The sequence below is a fragment of the Limosilactobacillus mucosae genome (genome assembly GCF_013423865.1).
GTDB classification, from domain to species: Bacteria; Bacillota; Bacilli; order Lactobacillales; family Lactobacillaceae; genus Limosilactobacillus; species Limosilactobacillus mucosae.
This window is the reverse complement of sequence record NZ_CP058954.1, coordinates 536,097-554,111: the sequence shown is the minus strand read 5'-3', so window position 1 is coordinate 554,111 and position 18,015 is coordinate 536,097. Positions and strand designations below refer to the sequence as shown.

General features: G+C 46.5%; 20 protein-coding genes. 3 read left to right on the top strand and 17 right to left on the bottom strand.

Annotated elements, in window-relative coordinates; all coding sequences use genetic code 11:
• Nucleotides 1–45: 45 nt before the first annotated feature.
• Nucleotides 46–522, bottom strand: coding sequence for a hypothetical protein (locus H0G69_RS02525; protein WP_180305110.1), 477 nt, complete (start codon nucleotides 520–522; stop codon nucleotides 46–48).
• Nucleotides 523–543: 21 nt separating this feature from the next.
• Nucleotides 544–960 (bottom strand): DUF948 domain-containing protein, encoded by a 417-nt coding sequence (locus tag H0G69_RS02520; protein ID WP_034540080.1) that lies wholly within the window; start codon nucleotides 958–960, stop codon nucleotides 544–546.
• 119 nt (nucleotides 961–1,079) lie between these two features.
• On the opposite strand from H0G69_RS02520, the gene H0G69_RS02515 reads away from it, so the two are divergent.
• Both H0G69_RS02515 and H0G69_RS02510 read left to right on the top strand, forming a co-directional pair.
• Nucleotides 1,080–1,922, top strand: a complete 843-nt coding sequence (locus tag H0G69_RS02515; RefSeq protein ID WP_033934447.1) for a mechanosensitive ion channel family protein — start codon at nucleotides 1,080–1,082, stop codon at nucleotides 1,920–1,922.
• 24 nt (nucleotides 1,923–1,946) lie between these two features.
• Nucleotides 1,947–2,783, top strand: coding sequence for an HAD-IIB family hydrolase (locus tag H0G69_RS02510; RefSeq protein ID WP_048345508.1), 837 nt, complete (start codon nucleotides 1,947–1,949; stop codon nucleotides 2,781–2,783).
• A gap of 33 nt (nucleotides 2,784–2,816) precedes the next feature.
• Here the strand turns inward: H0G69_RS02510 and cbpB are convergent, their stop codons facing one another.
• The 4 genes from cbpB to murI form a co-directional block, all read right to left on the bottom strand.
• Nucleotides 2,817–3,299 (bottom strand): cyclic-di-AMP-binding protein CbpB, encoded by a 483-nt coding sequence (gene cbpB, locus H0G69_RS02505; RefSeq protein ID WP_006500219.1) that lies wholly within the window; start codon nucleotides 3,297–3,299, stop codon nucleotides 2,817–2,819.
• An 88-nt stretch (nucleotides 3,300–3,387) separates the two neighbouring features.
• Complete coding sequence (locus tag H0G69_RS02500) at nucleotides 3,388–3,909, bottom strand: metallophosphoesterase (RefSeq protein WP_128513058.1); 522 nt, start codon at nucleotides 3,907–3,909, stop codon at nucleotides 3,388–3,390.
• Between the two features lie 36 nt (nucleotides 3,910–3,945).
• Nucleotides 3,946–4,539, bottom strand: coding sequence for an XTP/dITP diphosphatase (locus tag H0G69_RS02495; protein ID WP_034540077.1), 594 nt, complete (start codon nucleotides 4,537–4,539; stop codon nucleotides 3,946–3,948).
• Between the two features lie 15 nt (nucleotides 4,540–4,554).
• A complete protein-coding gene (murI, locus tag H0G69_RS02490; protein ID WP_180305109.1) occupies nucleotides 4,555–5,352 on the bottom strand; it encodes a glutamate racemase in 798 nt (265 codons plus the stop codon).
• A 252-nt stretch (nucleotides 5,353–5,604) separates the two neighbouring features.
• On the opposite strand from murI, the gene H0G69_RS02485 reads away from it, so the two are divergent.
• On the top strand, nucleotides 5,605–6,162 hold the full coding sequence (locus H0G69_RS02485; protein ID WP_180305108.1) for a YslB family protein: 558 nt from the start codon (nucleotides 5,605–5,607) through the stop codon (nucleotides 6,160–6,162).
• 43 nt (nucleotides 6,163–6,205) lie between these two features.
• On the opposite strand, the gene trxA is transcribed toward H0G69_RS02485, so the two are convergent.
• The 11 genes from trxA to H0G69_RS02430 all read right to left on the bottom strand — a co-directional run bounded on the left by trxA (nucleotide 6,206) and on the right by H0G69_RS02430 (nucleotide 17,998).
• Nucleotides 6,206–6,517 (bottom strand): thioredoxin, encoded by a 312-nt coding sequence (gene trxA / locus H0G69_RS02480; RefSeq protein ID WP_034540075.1) that lies wholly within the window; start codon nucleotides 6,515–6,517, stop codon nucleotides 6,206–6,208.
• A 104-nt stretch (nucleotides 6,518–6,621) separates the two neighbouring features.
• Nucleotides 6,622–9,000: an endonuclease MutS2 gene (locus H0G69_RS02475; protein WP_180305107.1), complete on the bottom strand. Its 2,379-nt coding sequence runs from the start codon at nucleotides 8,998–9,000 to the stop codon at nucleotides 6,622–6,624.
• Between the two features lie 58 nt (nucleotides 9,001–9,058).
• Complete coding sequence (locus tag H0G69_RS02470) at nucleotides 9,059–9,592, bottom strand: CvpA family protein (RefSeq protein ID WP_180305106.1); 534 nt, start codon at nucleotides 9,590–9,592, stop codon at nucleotides 9,059–9,061.
• A gap of 137 nt (nucleotides 9,593–9,729) precedes the next feature.
• Nucleotides 9,730–10,047, bottom strand: coding sequence for a DUF1292 domain-containing protein (locus H0G69_RS02465; protein ID WP_006500227.1), 318 nt, complete (start codon nucleotides 10,045–10,047; stop codon nucleotides 9,730–9,732).
• Nucleotides 10,048–10,068: 21 nt separating this feature from the next.
• Nucleotides 10,069–10,506, bottom strand: a complete 438-nt coding sequence (gene ruvX, locus H0G69_RS02460) for a Holliday junction resolvase RuvX (RefSeq protein ID WP_006500228.1) — start codon at nucleotides 10,504–10,506, stop codon at nucleotides 10,069–10,071.
• Complete coding sequence (locus tag H0G69_RS02455) at nucleotides 10,503–10,766, bottom strand: IreB family regulatory phosphoprotein (RefSeq protein ID WP_180305105.1); 264 nt, start codon at nucleotides 10,764–10,766, stop codon at nucleotides 10,503–10,505. Before H0G69_RS02455 ends, ruvX begins: the two co-directional genes overlap by 4 nt.
• A gap of 145 nt (nucleotides 10,767–10,911) precedes the next feature.
• A complete protein-coding gene (gene alaS / locus H0G69_RS02450; RefSeq protein WP_180305104.1) occupies nucleotides 10,912–13,566 on the bottom strand; it encodes an alanine--tRNA ligase in 2,655 nt (884 codons plus the stop codon).
• A 262-nt stretch (nucleotides 13,567–13,828) separates the two neighbouring features.
• The gene (locus tag H0G69_RS02445) at nucleotides 13,829–15,205 is read right to left on the bottom strand and encodes a DEAD/DEAH box helicase (protein ID WP_180305103.1); all 1,377 of its coding nucleotides are present in this window, start codon (nucleotides 15,203–15,205) and stop codon (nucleotides 13,829–13,831) included.
• Between the two features lie 23 nt (nucleotides 15,206–15,228).
• Entirely contained in the window at nucleotides 15,229–16,173 is a 945-nt protein-coding gene (locus H0G69_RS02440) for a DHH family phosphoesterase (RefSeq protein ID WP_006500232.1), read from the bottom strand.
• Nucleotides 16,174–16,322: 149 nt separating this feature from the next.
• Nucleotides 16,323–16,745: a preprotein translocase subunit YajC gene (gene yajC / locus H0G69_RS02435; protein WP_180305376.1), complete on the bottom strand. Its 423-nt coding sequence runs from the start codon at nucleotides 16,743–16,745 to the stop codon at nucleotides 16,323–16,325.
• 161 nt (nucleotides 16,746–16,906) lie between these two features.
• Nucleotides 16,907–17,998: a tRNA-ribosyltransferase family protein gene (locus H0G69_RS02430; protein WP_180305102.1), complete on the bottom strand. Its 1,092-nt coding sequence runs from the start codon at nucleotides 17,996–17,998 to the stop codon at nucleotides 16,907–16,909.
• Between the last annotated feature and the right edge of the window lie 17 nt (nucleotides 17,999–18,015).

Sequence of the window (18,015 nt, the reverse complement as noted above, 5' to 3'; positions counted from 1 at the left end):
ACTTCACCAGCAAAAGTGAAGTGCTTTTTTGTCGATTCATAATTTTTAATCTTGGTTGCTTGATGATGAATGATCATCCTGACTAGCAGCGTCATTATCTTCATCAGATGCATCCGCAGTTTTGTCGATTACGATGTCATCTTGGCTTGAGGTGTCGGATTGGGCTTTGGCAAGTTCTTCTCTAATCTGAGCGGTCTGTTCGTCAAAGTCATCGTTGGTAAAATGATTGACCGCTTGATCAGCACTTTTTTTAACCGTATCAGCGCCTTTTTTTACTGAGCCGGCCAAGTCGCTAAATTTATCGCCAAACTTATCAACAGCCTGTTCCTTAACATCCTGCACCATTCCATCGGCAAGATCCAAGGCATTGATTGCATAGTCGGTTGCATAATCAACGGCATCATGCGTCTTATCAGCCACAGCCTGCTTAATCTGCTTTTTCTTATCGGCACTCAGCGATTGCCAGGCTCCAAATGCGGCCGCGCCACCAACCAAAAAACCAGCTAAAACTTTTTTCGTCATGTGCTTATCCTCCAATCAAAACTAGTTTTCCTTGGAACGATGCAGCTTGCTAAACAGGTTTAGTGCTGCTTTTTTACCGGCATTTGCCAACAGCTGGCGTCCCTGCTTGGCACTTTCATGCTGCGCGTTCAGCTTGTCAGTAAACTGGCGTGCCGCTGCGTTAACGTCGCTGGCACTCTGCCCAAGATCGGCAATGGCTTTTACCGCCGGATCCAGTTCTGACGACTTTTTGTTCAAGTCTTCCAATAATTCGTTGGTATTTCCTAAAACGTTTTCTAATTCATGAGTAAGTGCATCAACGTCTTTGCTTAATCCATCAATACTTTTAGTCGTTTCTTCCAGTGTCTTGCCCAAACGAGACAAAAACATTCCAATAAAACAAACCAGCACTACAAACGCGATCGCCGCGATCAGGCCGGCAATTTGTCCAGCAGTCATTTAAAAGCTCCTCCTTTGTAGTTACACCAAGTTTAACATATCGCATAATTTTTTGTTAATTATTATTAGCGGTTGACTTATGATATAGTTGTCTGGAATCTATATAAGGAGCGATTTCAATGAACAAGCAGATCCAACAGCTGACTAAATCTTTTGCCAACGTCGATCTGGACCAGATTGCCCAAAATATCGTCAATCGTCTATTTTCGATTTTACTGACGATCGTTATTTTTTTCGTGATTCTTTGGGCGGGCAAACTCATCATCAACTACGCCTTTAGTCATACCAAACGTTTTAACATGCTTGGCGCTCATCGCATGGCAACCTTTCACACCCTGACGCTCAATATTTATCGGTATACCTGCTTTTTCTTTCTGCTGTATGCCCTGCTTTCTTTGATTGGCGTACCGGTGGGAACCCTCGTCGCCAGTGCCGGAATCTTTAGTATTGCTTTGGGACTTGGCGCACAGGGATTCGTCAGCGACATGGTCAACGGTTTTTTTATTTTGCTGGAAAAACAGCTTGACGTTGGCGATGTCGTGGTGATCGGTACGGTTAAGGGCACAGTTTCTGGCATTGGACTGCGAACTACCCGCGTCACCAGCGCGGATGGCACGCTTAACTACATTCCCAATCGCAATATTACTACCGTCAGCAATCTTTCCCGCTCAACCTGGCATGCCAGCGTCGACATTCCTATTGGTCCCAATGCGCCATTGGATGAGATCAAAAAAGTCATTGCAGCGGTCAACCAAAAACTAATCACACAGGGCAAGTTCGGCAAGCATCCCGCTCCTAAAATCGTTGGTCCCGTTACGATTCCAGCAACTGCTTCTGCCAAGGCCTCATTGGTTTACCGCGTGGCTTTGACGACAACTTATGATGCCGAATATCAATTGACCAGTGACTGTCTGGCAGCTTATCTGACGGCTTTAAACAATGCCCATGTTTCGCTTGACTAACTTCACCAAGAAAGGTTTATGACTATGTCTATTCGTTTAATTGCTACCGATATGGATGGCACTTTTTTAAATAATGAGCACGACTACGACCATCACCGCTTTAAAAAAGTCTTTGACAAACTGACTAAAAATGGCGTTCAGCTGGTGGCAGCCAGTGGTTCCTCATACCCTCGTCTGCGTCGAGAATTTGCCGCAGTTGCCGACCAGATGATTTTTATCTCGCAAAATGGTTCGGTAATTCATTATGGCGATGAGCTGATTGATTGCTTTCCGCTGCATCATGATGACTTAAGGGCCGTTTTGGTCGCGTTGACCAGACTGTATGGTGATGACGACATCAATCAGCTGGTTATTTCAGGACCAACGACCTCATTTGTTGATCAATCCATGGATGAGAAAAATTTTGCCATCGTCAAGCTTTTTTATGAAAACGTTAAACGCGTCCCCAACCTGCAAGACATTTTTAAATATCCGCTTGACGAGCCGCTTACTAAGATTTCGGTAAATTTTGCCGATCATATTGATATTACCGATGTTACCAGTGAATTGGACAATCTGCTGCCAGCCAATCTGATCATGGAAAACTCAGGCTTCAATACTGAATTAATTGGTGATGCTCATGCTACTAAACGCAATGCTTTAATGGCAATCGCCAGTCAATTCAATCTGCGTCAAAACGAAATCATGACCTTTGGCGATAATGAAAACGATCTGGGCATGCTTACGCTGACTTCTCACAGTTATGCTATGAAAAATGCTGCTTTGCCGATTCGCTTGGCCGCATCCAACGTAACGCGTCTGACTAATCAAGAGAGCGGCGTTTTGGATACGATCGAACATTATTTTGATTTTTCCCACTAAAAAAAGAGCAGCCTAAGTCAGGCTGCTCTTTTTTTAGACATTTTCAGTTTCTGGCAGATCAAGCACCTCAAAATGCCGATCAAACGTGTGAGCCGCATAGTTAACGGCCTTCAACAATTCGCGACGCGTAACGATGCCGGTAAATTCACCGTGTTCAGACACGACCGTCAAAAATGACTGATCAATCAGCAGATGCAGATTTTCTTCCACGTCATAAGGATCAGTAATCACTGGGGCATCAGTCTGCATAACGTCTCTGACCTTCATCGTCTGCAGCTTATCCAGATTGATTCGGTCAGTTTCTAACAGTTCATCGGTAATCATTGAAAGCGACAGTAATCCGCGATAGTGACTTTCATTATCGACGACAACGATCTTGGCATAATGATCCTTAGTCAGTACCAAGAATGCATGATACAGTGAATTGTCTTCATTGACCGTAGCAACCAGGCTGGCTGGAATCATGAATTTTTCACGGCGATCCATCATTAATTGGCGAATCTGTTGGTTAATCATTCTTAAAAATCATCCCTTCATCAACCTGCTTTTATTGTAATGCTTATGGACGTCAAATGCGACTGTTATTCCAAATCAAGATGATCGTCTATTGACGTAAAAAGACAAAGTGCAGATCATTAATCGGCTGCATCCTGCGATCATAGTACTGAACATCAAGCTTATTTGAGTCAGCCGTCACAATCGCCAAGGTTCCGCCAATATTTTGATACTGTCCACGCGGCTGACTGATGCTGCCCGGATTTAAATAAAGCGTTCCTTGATTAAACTCAACGGCTAATTGATGAGTATGACCATAGGCTGCAATCGTCGCTCTTTGCTCTTTAGCCAGCAGCATTAGTGGCGTCAAGGTAAAATTGACTTGATAAAGATGACCATGCACGACCAAAATTCGTTCTTGATCCGCGACTGCCAACTGAGACTGCGGATAGTCCAATCCCCAGTCGGTATTGCCAATCACGGTCTTAAATGGCTGCATGACCGGATCGCTTGGCTCAAGGTTTGAATCACCGCAATGCAGCATTATGTCGACTTCATTGCTAAATCGAGCAGCTATTTTTTGTAAAATCGCGCGATCGCCGTGATTGTCACTGACAAATAATGCTTTCATTAAATCAACTCCCCTAAACTGTCATCGTCGATCAGGCTATGCCTGCCACCACTCATTAAAATGCTTCATAAAATCCGCTAAGGCGCGACCCCGGTGACTGATGGCGTTTTTTTGCTCGCTGTTCAGCTCTGCCATGGCACAATGCAGCTCATCGACATAAAAAAGCGGATCGTAGCCAAAGCCATTGCTGCCGGTTAATTCATGCAGAATATGTCCATCAACGCGCCCATCAGCCGTCAGTTGGGCCCCATTTGGCTTTAAACCTACAATGGTCGTGTGGAAGTGCGCCGTTCTTTTTTCGTCAGCTACCCCAGCCATCTTTTCCAATAGCTTGGCATTATTGGCAGCATCATCATGGTCTTTGGCATAACGCGCCGAATGAACTCCCGGCTCGCCGTTTAAAGCGTCAACCACCAATCCTGAATCGTCCGCCAAAACTGGTAAGTTTAGTTTTTCAACAGCTGTCTGGGCTTTGATCAGCGCATTTTCTTCAAATGTCTGACCGTCCTCATCAATTGCAAAAGCGGGAAAATCTGCCAGCGTCTTGACCTCAATTCCTTTTGGCGCCAACATTTCAGCATATTCACGCGCCTTACCCGGGTTTTTGGTAGCAACTACAATGGTTTCCATAACTGCTTTCCTTTCTTAAAGTTCCAAATGTGCACACGTATAGTTCGAATTGCTCAGCCACTGATTGGCCCCTGATTCTAAGACCTTGACGTCGCCAGTTGAGTAAAGCTGGCTCTGTGGAAGCAGCGCAGCATCATTGCAGGCATCGTGACTAATCAGCCACTTTTCGGCACTGTTGACTGCTTCTTTAGCGGGATCAACCAATGTTACCTTCTTACCGAGCTTTTGTTGAATCTCAGCTGCCAAGAACGGAAAATGCGTACAGCCTAAAATCAAGGTCTCAACCGGCTGTTGATCAAAAACTGCCAGCTGTTCATCAACCGTCTGTTTGGCAAGACTGGTTCCGGTCTGACCATGTTCAACGATTGAAACCAATGGCTGCGCGGCTTTTTCAACTACTAAGACATCAGGATCTAGTTGATGCAGTGCTTTTTCATAGGCATGATTTTTAATTGTCGACGCCGTTCCGATCACGCCTACTGAACCATGGTGCTCCTGCTGCAGTGCTCCCTTGGCTCCAGGAGCGATCATACCGATTACCGGAAACGGCATCTTCTGCTGCAGAGTTGACAAGGCGGCTGCTGTTGCCGTGTTGCAGGCAATGATCATCATCTTGACGTTTTGACGCTTGAAAAACTCACCAATGTTTAAGGCTAGTTGACAAACGTCCTGTTGCGTGCGCGTACCATATGGAAAATGTCCCTGATCGCCCACAAAAATCAATTTTTCGTGGGGCAGCTGCTGGTTCATGATCCGGATGACTGATAAGCCGCCAAGGCCGGAATCCATAATCCCAATCGGCCGTTTATCCATAATTGCAACACCTTTCTTCCAAATACTTGAAACTCCATTATCTATTTATTTGTCGTTATTTTCAAGTTTTGCGGCAAACCCGATCTTAAAATCATCAATTGATGAATTACTAATCAGCAGTCAAACTCGTTTTAATCGTAAAAAAGCATCAGTATCAAATTAAAATAAGTTTTTAACGATATTTAAGGAACTAATGTCTGACTTTCTATTATAATGAATTATGATTTGCGAAAAGGAAGGATCGTATTTCTGATGAGTCAAAAAACCTACGACCGTTTGATACACAGTCATCGCGGCTTAATTGCCGGCACCATGCGCGATGTGATTTTGCCAGCAATTCTCGGCAAAGAAACTGACGGCATTCTTTATTGGATTGGCAAGGACCTGGCCCGTGAGTATCCGGTAGCATCGCTTGAGGACTTGATCGTTTTAACCGAGCAGCTGGGGATGGGAAAACTCGAACTGCGTCAAAAAAACTCAATTCAGCATGTTTGGCGTTTGAGTGGTCCCATCGTTGAGGAGCGACTGGCAGTTGATAAAGAGGAAACCTCTTTTTCTCTAGAGGCCGGTTTTCTCGCCCAAGAACTGGAATTTCAGCTTAGTGCCGTTACTGAAGCCGAGGTAATCGAGCACAAACGCAGCTACGTCGAAATTCTTGCTCAAAATGATCCTCAGTCCGATGCTGAATCGGAAAGGACGGAACTGGCTGAATTTATTGAAATCGAAAAGCCCGTCTCTGAACAAGCTTCTGAAGCTGATTCTCAAAAGGGCCGCCGCTTTCGTCATAAAAAGCAGGCTCCCCAAAAATAAAAGCATCACTCATCATCAAATTGATTGAGCGATGCTTTTTATTTTAAAGGTATTGATTCAAAACCTGCTTGAGCTGGTCGGCAGAATGATAGCCAATCAGCTGATCGACCACCTGACCATCCTTTTTGATCATCAAGGTTGGAATACTCATAATCCGAAACTGCTGAGGCGTTGCCGGATTTTCATCAACGTCCATCTTGTAAAAGGCAACGTCAGGCATCTGTTCTGATAAGGCATCTACGACTGGCGACTGCATGCGGCAGGGACCACACCACGTTGCCCAAAAGTCGATCAAGACAACGCCTTGCTGGGTGTCCTGTTCAAAAGTCTGATCGGTTGTAGTTTTAACTGCCATGATAAAGGCTCCCTTCATTGATTGATGATCTTATCATACCAAAACTGCTGATTTTCGTCACTTATTTTGCTTACTTTTTATAAGTCGCGCTTAATAAACTTATTCTACTGTAAATAGACGATCGTTGCCCCATCGCCACCAGCATTAGGTGCCGCGTAGGCAAACGACTTAACGCGCGGATTGCTGCGCAGGTATTCCCATGTTCCTTTTCGCAGCGCACCAGTTCCCTTACCATGAATTACGGTAACCGGTGAAAGATTATTAAGCAGTGCATGATCGATAAACTGAGCCAATTCGCTCATCGCCTGTTCATAGCGGTGACCGCGCAGATCCAGGCGGGCTGACGTATGCCGCGTTTGAACCGTACGCACTGGACGACGCTTGGGTTCGCGCTCTTTTTCGGCGTTGGCGAGCTGCTGTTTGGATATTTTCTCCAGGTCGTTTTCGTCAATTTCCATCCGCAAGATTCCCAGTTGTACTTCCCATTTGTGGTTGCCGCGTTTCTCCAAAAGCTCGCCTCTTTGACCGTAAGATTTGACCAAGACGGCATCCCCCTTATGCAGGTCGCGCTTTTGCTTGGCTTTTTTCAAGACTGAGTTGTGCTTTAGGCGTGGATTTTGGTGTAACGCATTTAAAGCTCCCTGTGCATCGATCAATTCATTTTCCTTAACGCTGCCGCCTTGGGTAATCTCCAGTTGGCGCAAATGATGGATAATCTGATCAGCTTTTTTCTTAGCCTGCGAGACTTGATGGTTAGCCTTGGAACGAGCATCTTCATATAGCTTCTCGCGCTGTTCCTCAAACCGCGTCAGCTTGTCGTTAAGCTCTTGTTCCGTTGCCTTATTTTTGGTCAAAAGCACCTCAAGCTTCTCGCTGCGTTCCCGGGCCTGTTTGCGCTGCTCAACCAGTTCGCCGATCATCTTGTTTAGATCCTGGCTGTCATCACTGACCAACGATTTGGCCTCGGCAATTACATCTTGACCGATTCCCAGCCGTTTGGCAATGGCAATCCCATTTGACTGTCCAGGAATCCCCAGCAGCAGTCGATATGTCGGCCGCAGCGTTTTTTGGTCAAACTCCATGCTGGCATTAATGGTTTCTGGTCGATCATAGGCAAAGGCTTTTAGCTCGGGATAATGAGTCGTAACTACAACGTCACTGCCTAACGCACCAATCTTGTCTAAAATCGCCATTGCCAGAGCCGCCCCTTCTTTAGGATCAGTTCCGGCTCCCAGCTCATCAAGCAGCACTAGGCTGTGAGCCGTAGTCTGATCTAGAATTGCCTTCACATTTTCCATATGACCAGAAAACGTACTCAGATTCTGCTCCAGTGACTGCTCATCGCCAATATCGGCAAAAATCTCGTCATAAACTGCAATCGTGCTGCCCTCAGCTGCCGGAATAAACATGCCAGACTGTCCCATCAGCTGAATCAGCCCCAGCGTCTTTAAGGTGATGGTTTTCCCACCCGTGTTTGGACCAGTGATCACGATGGCATGGTAGTCCTGTCCCAGCTTGATATCGTTGGCAACGGCTTTTTTAGGATCAATCAATGGATGCCGTGCTTTTTTCAGCACTACCTGACCGGCTTGGCTGAGCAAAGGCAGTGTTGCCTTGGTGTCATGGGCCATTTTAGCCTTGGCATTGACAAAATCCAGATGTCCCAGAATCTTGGCATTATTCTGAATATCCAGCCGATAAGGAGCCAGCATCGTTGAAAGAGCTGCCAAGACTCTTCTGACCTCTTGCCGTTCCTCGATTTGCGATTGACGCAGACGATTATTCAGATCAACTGTACTGGCTGGCTCAATATACAGCGTTTGACCACTGGCACTTTGATCATGAACTACCCCGCCAAAACGGCTTCGCTCACGACTCAGCACTGGCAGCACATAACGTTCATTGCGGACCGTAATAATCGGCTCGCTTAGATACTTGGCCATTTTGCCATGCGTATATTTTTCCATCTGTTGGCGAATCTCAGCCTCAGTTTTAGCAATCAGTTGCCGAATCCCATGCAGCTTGCTGGAAGCCTCATCCAAAACAGCACCGGTATCCTGATCGATTGACTGTAAAAGCCGCTTGGTAATGGAAGGAATCGTCACCAATTCATCAACTTCTTTAGGCAGTACCTGCAGCATGATTTTTTCGGCATGCAGTCTTTCAAAAAAATGCTGGACGCTCATGCTGGCCCGCAAGACCTTGGCAATCTGCGCTAGTTCGGCACCATTTAAGCTGGCCTTGATCTTTAATCGCTTCATCTGCGGCCGAACATCTGCCAGTTTGGGAATCGGCATACCGCCTTTTAAGCGCAGAATGTCTGCTCCATCCATCGTTTCTTTCTGCCAGGAAAGTACCGTTTCATAATCAGACTGCGGCATCAGCTCAGCAAGTTCCTGCTTGCCGGTTGCCGATGCCAGATACTTTGCCAGCTGATCTTTAATTCGCTGAAATTCTAATGTTTCTAAAATTTTTTCGTTCATTTAAAACTCCTTTCAGTCCGTATCAAGCACCTATTAAGCTTTAAAGACTGATGCCGATCTATCCCAATAGCTGAAGAGCTGCCTTGGCCATCCCCGGCGTATCCCTGATCATCAGCTGAGCAATTCCCGATTGAGCAAGCTGCTCTTGCCACCATTCGCTAGGAAACAGCTGAAAAACCATCAAAAACATAAAAATAATCAAATAGCCGACCAAGACGTCCAGTGCCCCGCCAGCCCAACGATTAGCCGAGCCAAGTACAGGAAGACGATTCAGCCAGTTGGTTCTTTTCAGCAGCCAATGTCCAAAAAAAGAAATCGTGCTGAAGATGATCATAAAGGCCAAGCCATTATAGAAAAAAGAAGTTGGATCAATACTGCTCAAGAGACTGCCACTAACCGAGCCGGTAGTATTGCTGCCAATCTGGGGCAGAAATTCAGCCAATGCACCGCCCAAAAAGCGCGCCCCTACTTTAGCGGCCAGCCAGCTGATCAAATAGGTACAAGTCGAGATCAGCATGCCTAATAGGCCACGGTTGGTGCCATTAACCCAGCAGCCAATCAAGAGAACTAAAATTACTGTCGTTAAAATCATTTTCTGGCCTCATTAATCTACAGTATCAATTCAATCAATAATAAATAAGACCCAGCATCCGGATAAACCGCACGCCAGGTCCCGATATCTTAACCTGAGCTGGCTAAAAAAGTCTCTTTTAGCCTCTCTGGTCGGACTTAGGCATTGAAATTGCCTTCATCATCAATAAACGTATTAAGCACTTCTTGAACCATTGCCCATTCTTCATCACTTTCAATTGGCATCAGCTGAATGTCGCCACTGTCAACGCCATCCATGTCGCTGGCTGGTTCAAATGAAAAGGCCTCAATATCAACTTCATCGGCATTTTCTTCATCCAATGGGTAAAGACAGATATACCATTTGCCGTTTTGATCGGACTTAAAGCGCATTGCTTCTTTGTAGAGCTCTTCATTGCCCTTTTCGTCGACCAGCGTAAAAATCTCTTCATTGTCGCGTGGTTGATTTTCGCTCATAAGTAACTCCTTTATCGCTCTTTATAGCTTTTGAACCAACTTGCCATGCCGATCGAGATAGTTTTGCAGGATCAGCGTTGCAGCCAGCTCGTCAATTACTTTCTTTTGCTTGCGTCTTGAAATATCAGCCTGTTCGACCAACATTCGATGAGCCTCAACCGTAGTCAGACGCTCATCTTGAAAATCAATTGGCAGGCCAAATTTTTCTACCAGCAGCTCGCCATAATGATGTGATGCCTCAACACGTGGTCCCTCGGTATTATTCATGTTCTTCGGCAGGCCGATCACAAAACCAGCAATCTGCCGGCTTTTAACCAGTTCTGCCACCCGATCAAGACCAAACTCGCCGGCTTCCTCATCAATCGGAATGATCTCTACTGCCTGTGCCGTCCAGCCTAGTGGATCGCTTTCAGCAACGCCAACTGTCTTAGAGCCGACATCCAGTCCTAAGAGTCTCATTTGGCGTCTCCATTATGCTGCAGATAGAAGCGCACGAGTTCTTCAATGATTTCATCACGCTCATGTTCACGAATCAAGTTACGGGCATCATTCAAGCGTGGAATATAGGCTGGATCGCCAGAAAGCAGATAACCAACGATTTGGTTGATTGGATTGTAGCCTTTTTCTTCTAAGGCTCGGTATACAGTATTTAAGGTTTCTTTGACGTCTTTTGGCTTTTCTTTGCCAAAGTCAAAAAACATGGTCTTGTCACTTGCCATCTTTTCACCCCCGACCTTTCTTTATCAGTATTTAATTCTACTATACCACTTAATAAATCACAATCAGCAAGCTTTTCCTTAACCAACCTTTAATGAAAAAAGACGCAGTGCCGTTTTGACACTCCGTCTTCTAAATTGCATGCAGCTATTTATTCAGATATTCGGCGGCCTGCTTTAGTGCAGTTGGAATTCCCGCCGGATTTTTGCCACCGGCTTGTGCCAGGTTAGGACGGCCGCCACCGCCACCGTTGATCGCTGGGGCAATCGCCTTAATAACATCGCCAGCCTTGATATCTTTAGTCTTGTCATCGCTAACGGCTACCAGCATGTTGGCCTTGCCTTCACTGCCGGTTGCCAAAACCAAGACATCAGACAGCTGCTTGGCCCGCCAGCTATCAGCCAACTGCCGCAATTGTCCCATACCGGCAACGTTGACTTGCGCTGCAATCAGCGTTCCCTGCTTAGTATCTTGAACGTTGTCAAAGACCGCGTTAGCTTGTTGAGCAGCTAGTTTGGCCTCCAAAGCCTCATTTTGCTTTTGAGCTTCTTTCAGCTGACTTTGCAGTTCTTCAACTCGATGCGGTACTTCTTTCAGCTGAGCAACCTTCAATTCACCAGCGGTTTGTGTCAGCAGATCGTCATGTTCCTGCATGAACTTGAAGGCATCGCTTGAGGTAACGGCTTCGATCCGCCGTACGCCGGCACCAACCCCACCTTCAGAAACAATCTTAAACAATCCGATCTCATTAGTGTTCTTAACGTGATCGCCGCCACAGAATTCAGTGTTGTAATCACCGATCTTAACGACCCGTACCTTGTCACCGTACTTGTCAGAGAACAGGGCAATGGCATCCATCTTCTTGGCAGCTTCCAGATCGGTTTCAACCGTCGTTACCGGGATTTCTTTCCAGATCTGTTCGTTGACCATATCTTCAACAGCTTTCAGATCTTGGTCCGTTACCTGGCCAAAATGGTTGAAATCAAAGCGTAAGTAGTGCTGTTCAACCAGAGAACCGGCCTGCTGCGTGTGTCCGCCTAAAACGTTGCGCAGAGCCTGATCAAGCAGGTGCGTAGCGGTATGGTTCTTTTCAATCTTCAAATGACGCAGCCGATCAACCTTCAGTGCATAGCGGGCACCTTTTTTCAATGGCGACTGCAGCTCCACCCGATGCAGGTTTTGCTGGTTTGGCGCGTGCTGAACGTCAACAACGCGGCCAACCAGATTACCGAAGTTGTCGATAATGTCCCCCGTGTCGGCAACTTGGCCACCCATCTCGGCATAAAATGGCGTGACGTCAAAAATAACCTCGACATCCTTGTCGCCTGGCAATGCCTCTTCAACGTGCTGACCAGCTTGAGCCAAACCGATTACCTTGGCATTTTGAACTTCCAGATCGGTATAGCCAACATACTTGCTTGGCTCCTTGAATTCAGTCCAAACATCCGTCTGAACGCCCATCCCGTTGTCAATATCACGAGCTTTGCGGGCCCGATTCTGCTGCTCGGTCATGGCAGCTTCAAAACCAGCTTCATCAACGCTAAGACCTTCATCAGCCGCATATTCCTTGGTCAGTTCAATTGGGAAGCCATAGGTATCATACAGCTTAAAGGCCGTCTTGCCATCGATCTTATTGCTGCCATCTGCCTTGGCTTTTTCAATCACGTCGTTTAACAGACTCAAGCCGCCGTTTAACGTCGTGTTGAAGCGTTCTTCTTCAGACTTGATAACTGAGGCAATGTAGTCGGCATTTTTTAAGACGTCTGGATAGTATGATTCCATAATCTTGCCAACCGTTGGCACCAGCTTGTACAAGAATGGCTTGTCAATCCCCAGCTTCTTGCCGGCAACGACCGCGCGCCGCAGCAGACGACGAATTACATAGCCACGCCCAACATTGGATGGCAAGGCACCATCACTGATTGCAAACGTGATCGTCCGGATATGATCAGCAATGATCTTAAAGAAGACGTCATCATCCTTGTCAACACCATACTTCTTAACACCGCTGAATTCTTCAGTCTGTTTGATCAGCGGCATAAAGAGGTCGGTTTCAAAGTTGGTTGGCGCATTTTCAAAAATGGAGACAACCCGTTCCAGCCCCATCCCAGTATCGATATTCTTATGTGGCAGCGGCTCATAGGTATCCTCTGGCGTGTGATTGAATTGGGAGAAGACGATGTTCCAGATTTCCAGATAACGTTCGTTTTCACCACCAGGGTAGTTTTCTGGATCATCTTCAGGTACATTGTTCATTTCCTGGCCACGGTCATAAAAGATTTCCGTATCAGGACCAGATGGACCTTGACCAATATCCCAGAAGTTGTCTTGGTTGGCCAGCAGGTGATCTTCGGCAACCCCGGCTTCCAGCCAGCAGCGGTGAGCATCGTTGTCTTTTGGGTAATAAGTAACGTACAGCTTTTCAGGATCAAAGCCGAACCATTCGTCACTGGTCAGCAGCTCCCAAGCCCAAGGAATGACTTCTTTTTTAAAGTAGTCGCCAACCGAAAAATTACCCAGCATTTCAAACATCGTATGATGACGCGCCGTTTTACCAACGTTTTCAATATCATTGGTCCGAATACTCTTTTGCGAGCTGGTCATCCGCGGGTTTTTAGGTACGACCTCCCCATCAAAGTACTTTTTCATCGTAGCAACCCCAGAGTTGATCCAGAGCAGCGTTGGGTCATCAACCGGCACCAAAGAGGCACTTGGCATTTCGGTATGACCGTGTTGAATAAAGAAATCCAGGTACATGCGGCGTACTTGGGCACTATTGAGGTGCTTTAATTCCTTGCTCATGTTATCTTCCTTTCCTGGTAAAAACAAAAACCCATCCTTGCGAATCAGAGACGCCTTTTGACGCGGTACCACTCTGCTTGCAACGATGGATTTCGTTTACCTCTTTAAATTTCCGAATTTCGGAAGCTGATTGTTGAATTGTGAATCTGGGGAGCACCTAATGATGATCGTCGTTTTTCACAGCAGCCAAAACGTTTCTGAAAGCTCACATCAAAAAGCATATCCCAAACAGTCCATATTATAAGCGAGCTGACCTTAAAAATCAACGACCATTATTTTCCCGCTCGCGGCGATGCTGACGCTGACGCTGGCGTTTTGCCTTACGCATTTCATGACGCTTGGCGAGCTTGCGTTTTTCCTGCTCATCTTCTTTGATCGCACGCTGGATCCGTTTCTTGTAGCCAGGCTTAACCTTCTTTTTGGTTTTCTTGACGAAGCCACGCAGCGTCGTATCAAGACTTTCTTTGCGACGATGATAGTTTTTCCGCCGATTGCGGTCATAGGTCGTCACAATCTGCCCATTCTTAAACGTCTTTGGAGTAAATTTAATGCCGCGCTCTTCCAATTTGGCAATCATCTCATCTTCTGCCGGGGCATACAGCGTAATCGCCGTCCCCTTCATATTGGCACGCCCCGTCCGACCAACGCGGTGAACAAAATATTCCAGATCACTTGGGATATCGTCATTGATTACCAGCGATACGCCATCAATATCAATTCCCCGTGCAGCCAGATCAGTCGCAACGACATATTGATAGTCAAGGTTGTGAATCTGGCGCATGATTCGTTTCCGTGCTCTTGGCTCAAGGCCGCCATGAATCAAGGCAACCTTTAAGCCTTGCTGCTGCAGGTAGTTGGTGATTTCCTCAGCTCGTTGGCGCGTATTAGCAAAAACTAGTGCCAAGTATGGATCCCCCAGCGTCAAAAGCTGATAGAGCATCTCATTTTTATCGCGACCTTTAGTCGACATCAGCCAGTTATCGACATTGGGATTGATTACCGTTTCAGTAGGAATCTCTTCAACAACGGGATTTTCCATATATTTCTTCAAAAATGGCCGCAGCCCTTGAGGAATCGTTGCTGAAAAGACCATCATCTGCAAGTCTTCTGGAAAATGGCTGGCAATGCCGTCAACCTGTTCCAAAAAGCCCATGTCAAGCGTCATATCAGCTTCATCAACGACAAAGCGGTGAGCAGTATGAATATCCAAAGCCTGCGAATTGATCAGATCCAGAATGCGCCCCGGCGTACCGATTACCAGCTGAGGCTGTTTGCGCTGCAGTTGCTCAATCTGATGCTGCTTGTCGGTACCCCCAACGTAATTGTGAATCGTAAATTTTTGCGGTGCAAACCGATTCAGCTGCTTGGCTGCGTTATAGATCTGGTAAGCCAGTTCACGACTGGGCGTGGTAATTACAACCTGCACGTTTTGATTTTCAGCGTCCAGCTGTTCAAAAATCGGCAGCAAAAAAGCATGCGTCTTACCGCTCCCGGTCTGGGACTGACCAACCACGCTCTTATTGGCAAGCACGATTGGAATTACTTTTTCTTGAACCGGTGTCGGCTTAACGAAATGAAGATCTTTTAAGGCCTCCATTAAAAAAGGTTGAAAATGAAAATCAGCAAATGTTTCAGTCATTGAGGTTGGATTTCCTTTCTTGGTTAGGCATTGGCAGCCAACTCATCCAGCTGACTGACCACTTCTTTGATTTCTTGTTCATCACGAGCCTTGGCACCACTGGCTAATGGATGACCGCCGCCTTGATGCTTTTTGGCCAGCTCATTGATAAAAGGACCTTTAGAGCGCAGACGAATCCGATAATGGCCATCCTCTTGTTCAACAAAGATTGCCCATGCCTTGACTCCTTGAATCTTGCCCAGCAAAGGCACGACAGCCGAAGTCCCAGCTTCAGTCAAGCCATAGCGCTTCAAGATTGCATCGGTCAAGACTACATAGGCTGCTCCGCTTTCCAATAGAGTCATGTTTTCATAGACGTATGCCGATAAGCGAGCCATGGGCAGCGTAATCGTATCCTCACGCTGACAGATTGTTGCCGCATCCGCACCGGCAGCCATCAGCTCACCCGCAATCCGCATCGTGTTGGGCGTCGTTGCCGGATACAAAAAACGACCCGTATCGCCAACGATTCCAGCATACAGAGCATGAGCAGCCTTTTGCGGCAGCTTCAGTTCGTTTGTGAAACGTTCATAAAACTCATAAATCATTTCCGAGCAGCTGGAAGCATCGTCTCTAACCCACATCAAATCACCATAAGGCTCGTCATTAGGATGATGGTCGATCTTGATCAGCTCATCGCCATTGTTGAACCGCCGATCATCAATGCGGGGAGCGTTGGCCGTATCAGTCACGATCACCAAAGCATCGTCATAGACGTCGCTTTCAATTTCATCCATCGTACCGATCCAATCAAATCCTGGGATGTGTTTGCCAACGACGTAGACCTGCTTGTAGGGAAACGAAGCCTTTAAAATCTCAGCCAAGCCAACTTGCGAGCCGATTGCATCGGGATCAGGACGCTGGTGGCGATGAATGATGATTTTGTTGTACTTTTTTATCTGTTCAAGAATTGACGTTAACTCGTCCATTTAACAAAATCCTCCTTGCATATTAAATAAATTGCTATTTTAAAACCATTCACCAGTATATCAGCAATTAGCGTTTTTTGCTTGTTCCTTAAACGTAAAAATCCCGATGAGCTGTTTGCCCATCAGGATTTTTAGCGTTGAGTTACGGATTACTTGTCCGCGTCAGCACTGTCGCTTTCAGCCGGCTTTTGATCATCAGCAGCTTCAGCCGATTCACTGGCTGGTGCGGCTTCGCTGGCCGGAGCCTCACTAGCTTCACTGGCTGGTTCTTCGCTGGCCGCAGCCTGACTGGCAGGTTGGGCTTCAGCAGCTTGGGTCTTGCTTGGAATTACCCGTGCAATTGCGGAAAGGTCAAAAGTCAAGTAGACGCCTTCACAATCAATCGTTACCGTTTGATCGGTAGTATTGATTTCATCAATCACCCCATGCAGACGGCTGATCATTACGACCTGATCACCCTTCTTCAAGTGATTTACCATTGATTGATGCTCTTTACGTTGCTTTTGTTGTGGCCGAATCATAAAGAAATACATGAAGGCAATCATCAAAACGATAATGATGATGCTAGACATTCCAGATCCGGTACTGCTTGCAGCTAAAATTTCCACTGCCGTTCATCCTCTCTTAGTAAATTATAATTATATGCTCAATAAACAACTTTACCAAAAAAACGACACAAATACCACTGGTTCAATCAAAAAGACCGTCAGCTGACTGAATGAAACGTTTTTTTCTAAATCAGGTTCTCAAAAATCGCCGTGATGGGTTGATCATGCATGATCGCTAAACGAGCCTGACTTACCAGCTGCCGCAGATACCAAAGATTATGCTGACTAATCAAGCGCGGACCAACGGAATTATCCATATGCAGCAGATGTCTCAGATAGGCTCTTGAATATTGCTCACAGACTGGACAATGGCAGTCTTCAGCGAGTGGTTGTGGGTCAGCAGCAAAACGCGCCTTTTTAATCGGCAGCAGTCCTTGAGCGGTTAAAGCCTTGCCATAGCGTCCCCAATGAGTCGGTAAAGAGGTTTCAATCAGATCGATGCCGTTTTTAAGCGCGCTGACCAGCTGTGCTGACGATTGAATGTCAACCACCATCCGTGCCTTATCGGCAGGCAGCAGATCGACGCTTAGCTTCAAGACGCGATCAAATTCCTTGTCATTGTCAATATCGCTTAAGCCACCGATTACATAGCCGGAAAAATCCATTTTAGCTAAAGCCTCAATACTCTGTTTTCTTAACTGGGCAAACCCAGCGCCTTGCATCACGCCAAACAACGCCGGCGAATCAGCAGTCAGTTTCTGAATGGCTGCAGCTGCCCAGGCAGAATTGATTGCCACGGCTTTTTCAACATAGTCATACGGTGCATAATAAGATGGCGTCTGGCTCAGCATCAGCATGATATCCGGCTGCAGTTCGGTTTGTGATTCAATTACCGTTTGCGGCGTCATCAAGCGAACTGCACCCGTCTTGACGTCATGAAAACGCACGCCGTCTTTAGTCAGATGATTCTTCTTGACCAATGGCAAATGCCGAAAATCACCTGGCTTGGCAATCACCAGACCATCCCAAGCCATGAAACGATGCAGGCCGCCCAAATCACGGACTGTTTCGGTTCCAGGATTTTGCGAGACGATGCTTTCATCGACGCTAAGTCCCTTGATCTGGGATCGTTTGACTTCCGCTAACGCTAGATCATGAACCGTTAAGGCCGGTGCAGGCATGATCAGACTTGGCGTCTCAAGCGTCTGGCGACCGATTGCCAGCTGGGCTGCTCGGGCTGTTTCAGCATGATGCTGCAGTTTAAAATCAAACTTCAAAACGGTTATCCTTTCCT

What these genes read in the sequence shown, in the direction of transcription:
- trxA (WP_034540075.1), bottom strand. Translation starts at nt 6,517, where the DNA reads ATGGCAGTTAAAACTACAACCGATCAGACTTTTGAACAGGACACCCAG.
- H0G69_RS02455 (WP_180305105.1), bottom strand. Translation starts at nt 10,766, where the DNA reads ATGGCAAGTGACAAGACCATGTTTTTTGACTTTGGCAAAGAAAAGCCA.
- H0G69_RS02470 (WP_180305106.1), bottom strand. Translation starts at nt 9,592, where the DNA reads ATGATTTTAACGACAGTAATTTTAGTTCTCTTGATTGGCTGCTGGGTT.
- H0G69_RS02520 (WP_034540080.1), bottom strand. Translation starts at nt 960, where the DNA reads ATGACTGCTGGACAAATTGCCGGCCTGATCGCGGCGATCGCGTTTGTA.
- alaS (WP_180305104.1), bottom strand. Translation starts at nt 13,566, where the DNA reads ATGAGCAAGGAATTAAAGCACCTCAATAGTGCCCAAGTACGCCGCATG.
- H0G69_RS02525 (WP_180305110.1), bottom strand. Translation starts at nt 522, where the DNA reads ATGACGAAAAAAGTTTTAGCTGGTTTTTTGGTTGGTGGCGCGGCCGCA.
- H0G69_RS02465 (WP_006500227.1), bottom strand. Translation starts at nt 10,047, where the DNA reads ATGAGCGAAAATCAACCACGCGACAATGAAGAGATTTTTACGCTGGTC.
- H0G69_RS02515 (WP_033934447.1), top strand. Translation starts at nt 1,080, where the DNA reads ATGAACAAGCAGATCCAACAGCTGACTAAATCTTTTGCCAACGTCGAT.
- H0G69_RS02440 (WP_006500232.1), bottom strand. Translation starts at nt 16,173, where the DNA reads ATGGACGAGTTAACGTCAATTCTTGAACAGATAAAAAAGTACAACAAA.
- H0G69_RS02500 (WP_128513058.1), bottom strand. Translation starts at nt 3,909, where the DNA reads ATGAAAGCATTATTTGTCAGTGACAATCACGGCGATCGCGCGATTTTA.
- H0G69_RS02475 (WP_180305107.1), bottom strand. Translation starts at nt 9,000, where the DNA reads ATGAACGAAAAAATTTTAGAAACATTAGAATTTCAGCGAATTAAAGAT.
- H0G69_RS02485 (WP_180305108.1), top strand. Translation starts at nt 5,605, where the DNA reads ATGAGTCAAAAAACCTACGACCGTTTGATACACAGTCATCGCGGCTTA.
- cbpB (WP_006500219.1), bottom strand. Translation starts at nt 3,299, where the DNA reads ATGATTAACCAACAGATTCGCCAATTAATGATGGATCGCCGTGAAAAA.
- H0G69_RS02445 (WP_180305103.1), bottom strand. Translation starts at nt 15,205, where the DNA reads ATGACTGAAACATTTGCTGATTTTCATTTTCAACCTTTTTTAATGGAG.
- ruvX (WP_006500228.1), bottom strand. Translation starts at nt 10,506, where the DNA reads ATGAGACTCTTAGGACTGGATGTCGGCTCTAAGACAGTTGGCGTTGCT.
- H0G69_RS02510 (WP_048345508.1), top strand. Translation starts at nt 1,947, where the DNA reads ATGTCTATTCGTTTAATTGCTACCGATATGGATGGCACTTTTTTAAAT.
- H0G69_RS02495 (WP_034540077.1), bottom strand. Translation starts at nt 4,539, where the DNA reads ATGGAAACCATTGTAGTTGCTACCAAAAACCCGGGTAAGGCGCGTGAA.
- yajC (WP_180305376.1), bottom strand. Translation starts at nt 16,745, where the DNA reads ATGTCTAGCATCATCATTATCGTTTTGATGATTGCCTTCATGTATTTC.
- murI (WP_180305109.1), bottom strand. Translation starts at nt 5,352, where the DNA reads ATGGATAAACGGCCGATTGGGATTATGGATTCCGGCCTTGGCGGCTTA.